Origin of the sequence: Staphylococcus sp. M0911, assembly GCF_003491325.1 — a bacterium.
In the GTDB taxonomy this organism is placed as follows: Bacteria; Bacillota; Bacilli; order Staphylococcales; family Staphylococcaceae; genus Staphylococcus; species Staphylococcus warneri_A.
The window spans coordinates 1,171,492-1,183,743 of record NZ_CP022881.1 but is presented as its reverse complement, the minus strand read 5'-3'; the positions used below and the strand labels follow the sequence as shown (position 1 = coordinate 1,183,743).

15 protein-coding genes and 1 other annotated feature are annotated in these 12,252 nt (G+C 32.6%); all 15 genes read right to left on the bottom strand.

The window, feature by feature from the left end:
• Nucleotides 1-71 precede the first annotated feature (71 nt).
• The 15 genes from secDF to ssp1_RS05765 all read right to left on the bottom strand — a co-directional run bounded on the left by secDF (nucleotide 72) and on the right by ssp1_RS05765 (nucleotide 12,171).
• Complete coding sequence (secDF, locus tag ssp1_RS05835) at nucleotides 72-2,351, bottom strand: protein translocase subunit SecDF (protein WP_107536238.1); 2,280 nt, start codon at nucleotides 2,349-2,351, stop codon at nucleotides 72-74.
• A 341-nt stretch (nucleotides 2,352-2,692) separates the two neighbouring features.
• Entirely contained in the window at nucleotides 2,693-2,953 is a 261-nt protein-coding gene (yajC, locus tag ssp1_RS05830) for a preprotein translocase subunit YajC (RefSeq protein WP_002451803.1), read from the bottom strand.
• Between the two features lie 15 nt (nucleotides 2,954-2,968).
• Complete coding sequence (tgt, locus tag ssp1_RS05825) at nucleotides 2,969-4,108, bottom strand: tRNA guanosine(34) transglycosylase Tgt (RefSeq protein ID WP_002451802.1); 1,140 nt, start codon at nucleotides 4,106-4,108, stop codon at nucleotides 2,969-2,971.
• Between the two features lie 21 nt (nucleotides 4,109-4,129).
• Nucleotides 4,130-5,155 (bottom strand): tRNA preQ1(34) S-adenosylmethionine ribosyltransferase-isomerase QueA, encoded by a 1,026-nt coding sequence (gene queA, locus ssp1_RS05820; RefSeq protein ID WP_075778032.1) that lies wholly within the window; start codon nucleotides 5,153-5,155, stop codon nucleotides 4,130-4,132.
• 1 nt (nucleotide 5,156) lies between these two features.
• Entirely contained in the window at nucleotides 5,157-6,161 is a 1,005-nt protein-coding gene (gene ruvB, locus ssp1_RS05815; RefSeq protein WP_075778031.1) for a Holliday junction branch migration DNA helicase RuvB, read from the bottom strand.
• Between the two features lie 34 nt (nucleotides 6,162-6,195).
• On the bottom strand, nucleotides 6,196-6,798 hold the full coding sequence (gene ruvA / locus ssp1_RS05810; RefSeq protein WP_002451799.1) for a Holliday junction branch migration protein RuvA: 603 nt from the start codon (nucleotides 6,796-6,798) through the stop codon (nucleotides 6,196-6,198).
• Between the two features lie 16 nt (nucleotides 6,799-6,814).
• The gene (locus ssp1_RS05805) at nucleotides 6,815-7,270 is read right to left on the bottom strand and encodes an ACT domain-containing protein (protein ID WP_075778030.1); all 456 of its coding nucleotides are present in this window, start codon (nucleotides 7,268-7,270) and stop codon (nucleotides 6,815-6,817) included.
• A gap of 11 nt (nucleotides 7,271-7,281) precedes the next feature.
• Complete coding sequence (obgE, locus tag ssp1_RS05800; protein ID WP_075778029.1) at nucleotides 7,282-8,574, bottom strand: GTPase ObgE; 1,293 nt, start codon at nucleotides 8,572-8,574, stop codon at nucleotides 7,282-7,284.
• Between the two features lie 201 nt (nucleotides 8,575-8,775).
• Nucleotides 8,776-9,060: a 50S ribosomal protein L27 gene (gene rpmA / locus ssp1_RS05795; protein WP_002451796.1), complete on the bottom strand. Its 285-nt coding sequence runs from the start codon at nucleotides 9,058-9,060 to the stop codon at nucleotides 8,776-8,778.
• Nucleotides 9,061-9,071: 11 nt separating this feature from the next.
• Nucleotides 9,072-9,392, bottom strand: a complete 321-nt coding sequence (locus ssp1_RS05790) for a ribosomal-processing cysteine protease Prp (protein WP_002451795.1) — start codon at nucleotides 9,390-9,392, stop codon at nucleotides 9,072-9,074.
• A gap of 2 nt (nucleotides 9,393-9,394) precedes the next feature.
• Nucleotides 9,395-9,703, bottom strand: coding sequence for a 50S ribosomal protein L21 (gene rplU, locus ssp1_RS05785; protein ID WP_118828147.1), 309 nt, complete (start codon nucleotides 9,701-9,703; stop codon nucleotides 9,395-9,397).
• A gap of 12 nt (nucleotides 9,704-9,715) precedes the next feature.
• Nucleotides 9,716-9,829, bottom strand: a sequence feature (ribosomal protein L21 leader region).
• A 33-nt stretch (nucleotides 9,830-9,862) separates the two neighbouring features.
• Nucleotides 9,863-10,384: a rod shape-determining protein MreD gene (gene mreD / locus ssp1_RS05780; protein ID WP_075778028.1), complete on the bottom strand. Its 522-nt coding sequence runs from the start codon at nucleotides 10,382-10,384 to the stop codon at nucleotides 9,863-9,865.
• On the bottom strand, nucleotides 10,384-11,226 hold the full coding sequence (mreC, locus tag ssp1_RS05775) for a rod shape-determining protein MreC (protein ID WP_107536324.1): 843 nt from the start codon (nucleotides 11,224-11,226) through the stop codon (nucleotides 10,384-10,386). Before mreC ends, mreD begins: the two co-directional genes overlap by 1 nt.
• Nucleotides 11,227-11,464: 238 nt before the next feature.
• On the bottom strand, nucleotides 11,465-11,614 hold the full coding sequence (locus ssp1_RS05770; protein WP_107536325.1) for a hypothetical protein: 150 nt from the start codon (nucleotides 11,612-11,614) through the stop codon (nucleotides 11,465-11,467).
• 77 nt (nucleotides 11,615-11,691) lie between these two features.
• Nucleotides 11,692-12,171: a DUF4930 family protein gene (locus ssp1_RS05765; RefSeq protein WP_002451790.1), complete on the bottom strand. Its 480-nt coding sequence runs from the start codon at nucleotides 12,169-12,171 to the stop codon at nucleotides 11,692-11,694.
• Nucleotides 12,172-12,252: the final 81 nt, after the last annotated feature.

The following is a 12,252-nucleotide window of genomic DNA, read 5'->3' as shown; positions in this document are numbered from 1 at the left end:
TAAAAAGGTTGAGCACTTTGTTGCAAAATCTTTTAAAGATTATACAACATCAATGCTCAACCTTAAATTGATTAAACTACGATTTTTTCATCGTTTGATTTTTTCTCTTTATAAACGACTAATTTTTGATTAGGTGATTTTTTCAATTGACGTTTCTTCATAATTCCCCATAATGGGACGGCTATGAAGATGGAAGAGAACACGCCTGAAATTAAACCGATTAATAAAGCTAATGAGAAGTTGAAAATTGTTGGTGCACCAAATAATAGAATTGCAACAACTACGACAACAACTGTTAAAACTGTATTAATAGAACGTGTCATCGTTTGTCTAATTGATCTGTTAACAATGTCATCAATTTGTTCAGCTGAAGTAATCACTTTAATCTTATGAAGGTTTTCACGAACACGGTCAAATGTAACGATGGTATCGTTAATAGAATAACCAACAATAGTTAAGATAGCAGCGATAAACGTTAAATCAACTTCTAATCGAAGTAAACTGAACACAGCGACGATAATAAATACGTCGTGTAATAATGCTAAGACAGAAGATAATCCCATTCTCCATTCGAATCGTAATGATACATAGATAATAATACCTACAGCTGCATAAACTAATGCAAGCATTGCGTTTTTAGCTAATTCTTGTCCAATTAATGGTGAAACTGTATTAATTTGCGGTGCGTTACCAAATTCAGATTTCATTTTATCACTTAATTGGTTATCTTTAGCTTGTGATAAATCTTGTTTAAATTGGACAGTTGCGTTTTTATTACCTGAACCATTAATTTGAATTTGATCTGGGTCTAAACCAACATCTTTCACTACTTTTTCAACTTTGGATTGAGTAAGTGCTTCTTTAGATTGTAGGTCTACACGCGTACCAGCAGAGAAGTCTATACCTAAATTCAATTTGAAAATATAAAGAATAACTAATCCTACAACTACAATTAAAATACTTAATGAAATCAATGGTTTAGCTAGTTTAACAAAATTCCATTTTTCAAATGATGTTTTTAAGTCATGGACATCTTTACCTTCACTGATATCATGTCTATCTGCTTTTTTAACACCAAATAACCAATATTTTTTCTTAAATAGATTAGAATAAACTAGTAATGATAATAGTAATCTAGATAAGAACACTGCAGTTACAAATATCATTAAAATACCTAATAACAACATTGTTGCGAAACCTTTTACTGAACTTTCACCAAAGAAGAACAGTACTGCTGCAGCAATTACGGTTGTTAAGTTGGAGTCAAAGATTGTTAAGAAGGAACTTTTATTGGCTTTTGAGTATGCTTGTTTAAGCGTCCTACCGATTCTCAACTCGTCTTTAATCCGTTCATACATAATGATATTGGCATCTACTGCCATACCCACACCTAATACTAAGGCTGCTAAACCAGGTAATGTAAGTACACCTGAGATAAAGTTAAAGGCTACAAGTGTTAAATATATATATGTTGTTAATGCGATGATGGCTACTAGTGCTGGTAATCTGTAGAATCCTAACATAAATAGATAAATGACTGCTACACCAAGTACTGATGCAAAGATTGTTTTATCTAACGCATCTTGACCAAATTCTGCACCAACAGAGTTTGAATAAATTTCTTTAAGATCTACCGGTAAAGATCCTGTATTTAATAATTCAGCAATTTGTTTTGCTTTTTTAACGCCTTCTTGACCATGGAATCCACCAGAAATTTCTACACTATCTGAATTGATTGGTTGATCAACATTTGCCGCTGATACGAACTTAGGATCTTTTTTATCGGCTTCTTTCTTGTAGCTATCGCCTTTTTTGAAGTCTAACCAAACAACCATAACGTTATTTTGCTTTTTAGATATTTCTTCAGTTACTTTTTTAAATTTATTCTTATCTTTTACTTTAAATGTAACTGTAGGATCATTCGTATTCTGTTTAAATTCTTGCTTCGCTGATCCTTGCTTAATATCTGCACCGCTTAACTTAACTTTGTCGTCAGCATCACGAATCGTTAAATTAGCTTGTGATGATAAAATCTTTCTTGCTTCTTTCTGATCTTTTACACCAGCAAGTTGAACTCTAATTCTATTTGGATCTTCAACTTGGATTTTAGGCTCAGAAACCCCTAATACGTTAACACGATTTTCTAGTGTTTGCGCTGTAGATTGCAACGCATTTTTATCAATTTTATCACCTTTATGTAATGGGTCAACTTGATAAAGCACTTCGAATCCACCCTGTAAATCAAGGCCTAAGTTAACATTCTTAATCACATTCTTATACGTAAGACCCATACCTGCGAACAGAAGGATCACCAGTAGTAAGAATGCAATCAATCTACTACTTTTCTTCACATGAACACCTCATTATTTACTTATGATACTAGAATACTCGATTAATCCTTATATTTGCAAGTCGGAGTCAATAGAATAACTCCTATGACCTATCTATATTAACATACTACACTTTATAGTGAAATTATTGAAAACTTTTTTCAATTAATTTAATGCATATGGATAATAACTAAATACAGATACTAACTCATCTCTAGCCGCATTTAATTATTGGAAACAATTCTTTAATGCTTAAATCACATCATTTTTAAATTTTTAGTTGTTTAGACATATAAGTAAAAATCCAAGTAAATATAATTGAAGCCTGAGACAATATTGCCCCAGGCTTCAATAACATACTATTATGAAGGATCAACTTGTTTAATAGCTGGTTTTTCAAAAGTCATTTCTGTGCCATGACCATTAACAGTAACAACTACTGTTGTTTCATCAACCGCTTTAACTGTACCTTTAATACCACCGATTGTAGTAATTTTTTGTCCAGCTTCTACACGACTTATCATTTCACGATGCTCTTTAGCACGTTTTTGTTGAGGTCTAATTAAGAAGAAATACATTAGAACCAACAATAAGATCGGTAATATCAATGATGTAAATTGCATGTTACATTCTCCTCTTTAAAAGTTTTTAGGGTTATCTACATTTAATCCATACTGTTCGAAGAATTCAGCTTTAAAGTCTAAAAGTCTATCTTCTCGAATGGCTTGTCTAATATCTTCCATTAATTTTAGCAGAAAATGTAAATTATGAATAGTAGTAAGACGGATACCAAAGGTTTCTTCTGCTTTGATTAAGTGTCTAATGTATGCTCTAGAATAATTTTTACATGTATAGCAATCACAATTTTCATCTAATGGTCTTAAATCATCAGCAAACTTTGCATTTTTGATTACTAAACGTCCATTGGATGTCATACATGTACCATTTCTAGCTATACGAGTAGGTAATACACAATCAAACATATCCATACCTCGGATGCTACATTCGATTAATGCATCGGGAGAGCCGACACCCATCAAGTATCTAGGTTTATCTTTTGGCATAAATTGTTCAGTGTGTTCTACCATTTCGTACATCACAGGTTTAGGCTCTCCTACTGAAAGCCCCCCAATAGCATAGCCAGGAAAATCTAGCTCAACAAGCTCTTTCGCACTTTGTTCACGTAAATCTTTATATTCGCCACCTTGAATAATACCAAACAACGCTTGATCTTCAGGGCGAGCATGGGCTTTTAAACATCTTTCTGCCCAACGTGTTGTTCTCTCAATTGAATCTTTGACATATTTATACTCAGATGGCATAGGCGGACATTCATCAAATGCCATCATAATGTCAGATCCTAAATCATTTTGAATTTCCATTGATTTCTCTGGACTTAAAAATAATTTTGAACCATTTGTATGATGTCTAAATTCGACACCTTCTTCTGAGATTTTACGTAGATTACTTAAACTAAAAACTTGGAACCCACCTGAATCAGTAAGAATAGGTCCGTTCCAATTCATGAATTTATGCAGTCCCCCAGCGTGTTTGATAATATCATTTCCAGGTTGTAACCACAAATGATATGTATTTCCCAAAATAATTTTAGCCTCAATCTGACGCAATTCTTCTGGGCTCATTGTTTTAACTGTTGCTTTAGTTCCTACTGGCATAAACATTGGTGTTTCAAACGAACCATGTGGTGTATGTACAATTCCTAAACGTGCACCTGATTGTTTACAAGTTTTAATATGTTCATATGTTACTGCAGGCATATTTAAAATCCTCACATTCTTTTAGATAATTAACATTGCATCTCCAAAACTAAAGAATCTATATTCCATTTCAACAGCTTTTTGATATGCATTTAAAATATATTCTCTACTACTAAACGCTGACACTAACATTACTAGCGTTGATTTAGGAAGATGGAAATTAGTAATCAAACCATCAATAGCTTTATATTCAAAACCTGGATAGATAAAGATATCTGTCCAACCGCTTTTTTCAACAAATTCTGAATGATCTCTACGTATTGTTTCAAGTGTTCTAGTTGATGTTGTACCTACTGAAATAATTCGATGACCTTTTTTTCTTGTTTCATTTAATAAATCTGCAGTTTCTTGTGTCATTTGATAATACTCACTATGCATCTCATGATCATCAATATTATCTACACTTACTGGTCTAAATGTACCAAGACCAACATGCAATGTGATAAAGGCGATATTCACACCTTTTGCCTTAATTGACTCTAAAAGTTCATCTGTAAAATGTAACCCTGCAGTAGGTGCTGCAGCAGATCCACTTTCTTTTGCATAAACTGTTTGATAACGATCAGGATCATCTAGTCTTTCTTTAATATATGGTGGTAAAGGCATCTCACCTAATTCATCAAGACGTTCTTGCAATATTCCTTCATAATGCAAGCGCATAATTCTACCACCTTGGGCTAACTCTTCAATACATTCAGCGATAATTTTTCCATCTCCGAAATTCAATTGATTCCCTACTTTAATACGTTTGGCCGGCTTTAACAATACCTCCCAATCATTGCCTTCAATTTGAGTCAACATAAGCATCTCAACTTTAGCACCCGTTTCTTCTTTTAATCCAAAAAGTCTTGCGGGCATAACTCTAGTATCATTTAAAACAAGCGTATCACCAGGATTAAAATAGTTAATCACATCTTTAAAATGTAGATGTTCCATATTTCCATTATTTCTATTTAATACTAACAATCTACTTTGGTCTCTATTTTTTAAAGGCGTTTGTGCGATTAGAGATTCAGGTAAATCGTAGTCAAAATCTTCAATATTCAACTTACTCCCTCATTTCATTAGAATTGCCAAAATGTTCATGCGCCAATGGTGTTGCTTTTCTACCTCGAGGTGTACGTTCTAAGAAACCTTTTTGAATCAAGAAAGGTTCATAAACATCTTCGATAGTTATTCGTTCTTCACCAATAGACACTGCAATTGTATCAAGTCCGACAGGTCCACCTTTATATTGATTTAATATACAATTCATCATTTTGTGATCAATATAATCTAATCCATAATCGTCAACTTGTAATAGTTTTAATGCACGCTTTGTAGTTTCAATATAGATTTGATCATCTTCATTTACTTGTTGAAAATCTCTCACTCTTTTTAATAAACGGTTTGCTACACGTGGTGTACCTCTAGATCGTTTTGCTAACTCTATCGCACTCTCTTCATCTATATCTGTTCCTAGTACTTCAGCAGTTCTTATTATAATTTCTTTTAAATCTGCTTCATTATAATATTCAAGTCGTAAGTGGACGCCAAATCGATCCCTTAAAGGTCCAGTTAAACTTCCAGCACGTGTTGTAGCACCAACCAGTGTAAAAGGTGGTAAATCAATACGAATACTACGTGCTTCATCACCTTTACCTATAATGATGTCTAGGAAAAAGTCTTCCATCGCGGGATATAATACTTCTTCAACAACACTACTTAAACGATGTATTTCATCAATGAACAACACATCTCCTGGTTGTAATCCAGATAAAATTGCTGCTAAATCTCCAGGACGCTCTAATGAAGGGCCAGATACTGTTCTAATGTTAACGTCCATTTCATTGGCTATTATATTAGATAAAGTTGTTTTACCTAACCCAGGGGGACCATATAAGAGAACGTGATCTAAAGGCTCTTCTCTCAATTTAGCTGCTTTAATGAATACTTCTAAATTATTTTTAATGGAAGATTGACCAATGTACTGCTTTAATTTAGTTGGTCGTAAAGATAATTCGAAGTCAGATTCTTCATTATGTGCAGCTTGGTCGACCATTCTTTCATCCATAATATTTCCCCCTTTCATTTTGATGTTAGGTTTTTTATGACACTAATGTTTGTAATCCGATTTTAACAGCTTCATCAACTGAATCCATATTAGATTGTTTTAGAACCTTTTCAACTTTAGATAACTCACGTTTTGAATAACCTAACGCTTCTAAAGCTAACATAGCTTCCTTAATCATAGATTCATTAGCATTAGAATCATTCATCACATTTAATAGTGTGTCACTATTTTCTTCTGTAATTTGAACTTTGCCTTTTAAATCAAGCACTATTTGTCTTGCAGTTTTCTTACCGATACCTGGGAATTTAGTAAGGTAAGTATCGTTTTCATTCTCAATAGCTTGTTTCACTTCATTAGGTGTACTTGTTGCAAGTATAGCCAATGCTGATTTTGGACCTATTCCTGTTACTTTTATTAAACTTAAAAACATATCTTTCTCTTCTTCATTAATAAAACCATAGAGTAACTGAGCATCTTCTCTAACAATTAATGATGTAAATATTTGAACTTCTTTATCCAAATATTTTTGAAAACGATATGAATTAGGTGTCTGAATTTCGTAACCAACGCCATTAACATCTACCACTACGTGAGTAGGAAATAATTGCGTTAGTTTACCTTTAATATACGCGTACATTTTAGCACATCCTCATTTACATACTCATGCTTATTAATTCTACTTTAGACACATGTTCAATTTCTCGTAAAGCAATTACTACATCATCTATCATTAAATCTGAAGATGATGCATTTAACGATAAGGTAATTGTCGCTTTATCATTCATCGGTACACTTTGATGTATAGTAAGTACAGATAACTGTAATTGAGAAATTGTATTTAATACTTGTGCCAACATACCTACAATATCATTGACATATAGAATTAATGTGAATTCACGATGATCTAATAATTTTTCATCTACAGGAAATATAGTTTCTCTATATTTATAAAAAGCGCTACGTGACAAACCGTATTGTTTTACGGCATCATAGATGGACAACTCAGAATTATTTTTTAATGCATCTTTTATTTTCAAAGTTTTAATTACAGATTCAGGTAAAACATCTTCGCGTATAAGATAAAACTTCCTATATTCTTTATTGTCCATCTTTCACACTCCTATTCTATAAATTCAAATTCTCCACCAAGAATTCTTACGATATCTCCATTGCTACAACCTCTAGCTCTTAGAGCATCATCAATGCCCATTGAGCGCATTTGCCTTGCGAACCTACGTACAGCAGGATCACTATTGAAATCAGTCATCTTGAATGTTCTTTCAATAGCATTACCACTCACAACGTATGCACCATCATCATCTCTTGTAATCGTGAATGTGTCTTGAGATGGTGTATGTTTATACACAACACGGTTTACACCAACATTTTCATCTTCTTCAACAGAGAAATCAATATCTTTAACTTTTTCAAGTTGATCAGCAATCGTATATAATAATTGATCGATATTATCTCTTGAGACAGCTGATAATGGAATTATGATATGGTCATCGCCGATTTCCTCTTTGAATAATTCTAAATTATCTTCAGCATCTGGCATATCCATTTTATTTGCCACTATAATTTGAGGGCGATCTTCTAAACGTTGTTTATATGCCACTAATTCTTTATTAATTACGTGATAGTCATCGATAGGGTCACGACCTTCTGAACCACTCATATCAATCATATGTACGATTACTTTTGTACGTTCAACATGTCGTAAAAATTGATGACCTAATCCTACACCGTCTGAGGCACCTTCGATTAATCCTGGTAGGTCAGCCATGACAAAACTTCTATTATCAGGTGTAGATACAACACCTAAGTTAGGTTTAATTGTTGTAAAGTGATAGGCCCCAATTTTAGGCTTAGCTTTCGAAACGATTGAAAGCAAAGTGGATTTACCCACACTAGGAAAACCTACTAAACCAACATCTGCTAATAATTTTAATTCAAGTGTGACGTCAATTTCTTCACCTGGTTCACCATTTTCACTGAAGTCTGGGGCAGGATTTCTAGGTGTAGCAAAACGTGAGTTGCCACGTCCTCCACGACCACCTTTTGCCACCACAGCCCGTTGGCCATCTTCTACTAAGTCTGCAAGCACTTCTTCTGTTTCAACACTTTTAACAATTGTGCCAGGTGGTACTTTTAATACTAAGTCTTCAGCATTTCTTCCATGCATGTTACTACTTTGACCATTCTCACCTTTTTTAGCTTTAAAGTGCGTTTGGTATCTAAAATCTAATAATGTACGTAGTCCTTCATCTACTTCAAATATTACTGATGCACCTTTGCCACCATCTCCACCAGCTGGTCCACCGAATGGTACATATTTTTCTCTTCTGTAAGCGGTAATACCATTACCACCATCTCCTGCTTTAAGAGATATTTTCACTTGATCGACAAACATATATCTCACCTCTTTTACTCATTTTTGTTTTCATGATCTGTTTAATTATATCATTAAGTCTATGTGTAGAAAAATTTTAGTTCTTAAATTGAATCATTAGGAATCAACATGATTTAATGTGATAACTTTTTTACTTCAGAATAAGATTTTAAACAAAAGAAAACACCAGAAGCCTTCACTTCTGGTGTTAACTAGACAAAATTATTCAGCTACTGCATATACAGAAACTTGTTTTTTGTCGCGACCTTTGCGTTCAAATTTAACAACGCCGTCGATTTTAGCGAATAATGTATCATCGCCACCACGACCTACATTTTCACCAGGGTAAATTTTAGTACCACGTTGGCGATAAAGAATTGAACCACCTGTTACGTATTGACCGTCAGCACGTTTAGCACCTAAACGTTTAGATTCAGAGTCACGTCCGTTTTTTGTAGAACTTACCCCTTTTTTAGATGCGAAGAACTGTAAGTTTAATTTTAACATTGGGAGACACCTCACTTATAATTTAATCTGATATTTTCATTATATTCTTCTTCAATAGTTTGTAAAGATACAAGCATTGCTTTCAGAATTAATTGAGCTTCATCGTTATTTGTATCAACACTTCTTATATGAAAATGACCTCCGTCATCGTTATAATCGATGTCCGGCTTTTCTGACGTCAATCCCATAATTGCATTAACACTACCAAATAATACGGCTGAGGCACCAGCACAGACAATGTCATGACCATATTCACCTTGATTAGCATGACCATCCATAACGACATCTGTTACTTTGCCTTCATCATTAACTGTAATATCAACAGTAATCATTATTACGCGTTAATTTTATCGATAGTTAATTTTGTATATGGTTGACGATGGCCTTTTTTACGTTTAGAGTCTTTACGACGTTTGTATGTGAATACAGTGATTTTTTTACCACGACCGTTTTTATTAACTGTTGCAGTAACTGTTGCACCTTCTACTGTTGGCGCACCAACTTTACCTGAATCTCCACCTACAAATAATACTTTATCAAATGTGAAAGAATCACCTTCATTTACGTCTAATTTTTCAACGTAAATTTCTTGTCCTTCTTCTACTTTGATTTGTTTTCCACCTGTTTCAATAATAGCAAACATACTTTGCACCTCCTATATAATAAGTCACGCCATATATAGGTGACATATTCGTGATTTTAATAAATGTCATCATTAATTAAAATACAATTTGTACTTCGACCTATATTTGAGCGGTTGTATGTAGCCTGAAACTACTCAACTACTGCATCTTACCATTACTTATATCCTACTGTCAATCTTGATTTGTATTTTCCTCAAAAATTTTAACATGAGAGGAAATAAAATTGTTAACAGTAATAAATTAACTATAAATGTTGGTAATAATCTAAGCAATAAGAATTCAATTAGGTTAAATTGTATAAATCCAATCAATCCGTAAATTAACGCCACATATATTTCTATTAAAATGGTACTTACCAAAATAATAATAAATATCATGACTTTATCTTTATAGAATATTTTAAAGCATCTATCCATGACCACTACAGCTAATATATAACCAAACATGTATAGGCCATAAATGCTTCCATAATATAAATCAGTAATTAAACCCAAAAATATGGCTAGAACTAAAGCCACACCAAAACTACGATAAATGGTTAAAATTAACAAATACATTAAAGTTAAGTGTGGTACAAAAATGACATAAATTTTACCAAAGTGCATAGGAATGACTAAACCAATAATAGTATCAATATAAAAAAGTAGAATACCAATCAAGAAATAATATATTCCTCGCATTAGTTATCCCCGCTTTCATCTTTAGGAAGTGAAGAAGCGTCTCGCTTAGCAACATATACATGATTTAAATCTGATAAATCTGCACCTGTTTTTACTCTTACTTCTTTAGCTAAACCATATTGATCATTCTCTACACTTGTCACTTCACCTATGTATAAACTACTTGGAAGTTGATCTGCTAAACCACTTGTTACAACTTTATCGCCTTTAGAAATACTATCTTTATTATTGATATCACTAATAACTAATTCTTCGTTTTTCGCATCGTAATGATCTATTAAACCAAATACATTTTTAGATTTATGTTGTATATTAACTGATAATTTACCTGCTCTTGTATTCGTTGAAATCAAATCGACTTGTGAAGAAAATTGATTTACTTTAGTAGTTCTTCCAATTAACCCTTCAGATGTCATAACAGCCATATTATTTTTGATACCAGCTTTAGAACCTTTATCAATCACTATAGTATTCATCCATTGGTCTGGATTTCTTGCTATAACAGTAGTAGAAATCGGATCATATTTAGATATATCTTTCATATCTAATTCCTTTTTAAACTTCTTGTTTTCAGCCTCTAGACGTTGATTTTTAGCTTCTAATTGTTTGACTTTGTTTTTAGTTTTTTTCGATTCACCCATATTAAAAATATTACCAATTGCTCCAGTAACAAAATTTACAGGATAACTCATCACTCGTTGACCAAATGAAACAGAATCTCCTACATATTGCTCGGGAGGTGATTGAGTTTGAGAGCGAATAGACAAACCAATCAATGCAATAAAAACAATAATTGCACATAAAACAACAATGAGTTTGTTATTTTTAAAAAATTTAAGCACCCAGAACACCTCTTATAAAACTTTAAAATTTATTCTTCCTCACTATTCTATATTACTGCTGAAATGAAATAAAGCACTAACGCTTAATAAAATCATTTTATATCATAATCATTTACTATTGAAGAAAGCAACTTGCAATTTATCAATATTTATTAAGGTAATGATCTACTAATATATTATAAAGGATAAGTAAAAGACTACCAACTTGTCGTGAGTTGGTAGTCTTTAGTGCGTTACTCTATTCGTTCTCTTTTTGTAGTTTTTCTTGTTTCTTTCTCTCTTTTTTCTCATCTTCACTATAAAGTGTCTCTTCTTTTCTCCAACGTGCAAATAGATTTTGCGCTTTAGCTTGTTCGTTGGCACGTTTTTCTTTTGATTTTTCAACCATTGTCCACACCAACCTTTATCATTTTACTCTATATATAAAGGCTAACGTATTTGAATAAGGATTTCAAACATGTGAATCTAATTATTTTCATATGCCTGTTCATTTTTTAAATCAATATTTTGGCCCAGTTCATGTAAATCCTGTTGCATTTCAAACTCATTATTATAAACTCTGATTGAATCAGAACCGAATTTATAAATAATGAATTCATCACCTCTTTGACCAGCTAAATATTCATCATTATATCCCATTCTACCTATTCCTGATACTGACATAAATTCTTTTTTATTTATCATATTAAATACATTTTTAATTTGACTTGTAGGTACGTTCTTAATTATATCATTATCTTCTATTGAATATCTTTTTCCATGTTGTGGTTGCTTTGTATTGTTATTTGGATTGTCCATATTTTGCTCAGTCTGATTTGGAGGATTGCTAATTGGATTCCACTCTTGGTCTCTTAAAAAAGGCGCATACTTTAATGCGATATAAATAATGATTAAAATAGCGATAACTGCTATAATATTTTTTATTATGCTGAATAAGAACCTCATAATATATCCTCCTTTTCCATTTAAGTTATTATATAAAAATATTAGTGAAAAATATATAGGTCTAAGGAAGTATCATAGTTG

What these genes read in the sequence shown, in the direction of transcription:
- ssp1_RS05790 (WP_002451795.1), bottom strand. Translation starts at nt 9,392, where the DNA reads ATGATTACTGTTGATATTACAGTTAATGATGAAGGCAAAGTAACAGAT.
- ruvB (WP_075778031.1), bottom strand. Translation starts at nt 6,161, where the DNA reads ATGGATGAAAGAATGGTCGACCAAGCTGCACATAATGAAGAATCTGAC.
- ssp1_RS05805 (WP_075778030.1), bottom strand. Translation starts at nt 7,270, where the DNA reads ATGGACAATAAAGAATATAGGAAGTTTTATCTTATACGCGAAGATGTT.
- tgt (WP_002451802.1), bottom strand. Translation starts at nt 4,108, where the DNA reads ATGCCTGCAGTAACATATGAACATATTAAAACTTGTAAACAATCAGGT.
- rplU (WP_118828147.1), bottom strand. Translation starts at nt 9,703, where the DNA reads ATGTTTGCTATTATTGAAACAGGTGGAAAACAAATCAAAGTAGAAGAA.
- yajC (WP_002451803.1), bottom strand. Translation starts at nt 2,953, where the DNA reads ATGCAATTTACATCATTGATATTACCGATCTTATTGTTGGTTCTAATG.
- obgE (WP_075778029.1), bottom strand. Translation starts at nt 8,574, where the DNA reads ATGTTTGTCGATCAAGTGAAAATATCTCTTAAAGCAGGAGATGGTGGT.
- ruvA (WP_002451799.1), bottom strand. Translation starts at nt 6,798, where the DNA reads ATGTACGCGTATATTAAAGGTAAACTAACGCAATTATTTCCTACTCAC.
- ssp1_RS05770 (WP_107536325.1), bottom strand. Translation starts at nt 11,614, where the DNA reads ATGGTTGAAAAATCAAAAGAAAAACGTGCCAACGAACAAGCTAAAGCG.
- mreD (WP_075778028.1), bottom strand. Translation starts at nt 10,384, where the DNA reads ATGCGAGGAATATATTATTTCTTGATTGGTATTCTACTTTTTTATATT.
- ssp1_RS05765 (WP_002451790.1), bottom strand. Translation starts at nt 12,171, where the DNA reads ATGAGGTTCTTATTCAGCATAATAAAAAATATTATAGCAGTTATCGCT.
- rpmA (WP_002451796.1), bottom strand. Translation starts at nt 9,060, where the DNA reads ATGTTAAAATTAAACTTACAGTTCTTCGCATCTAAAAAAGGGGTAAGT.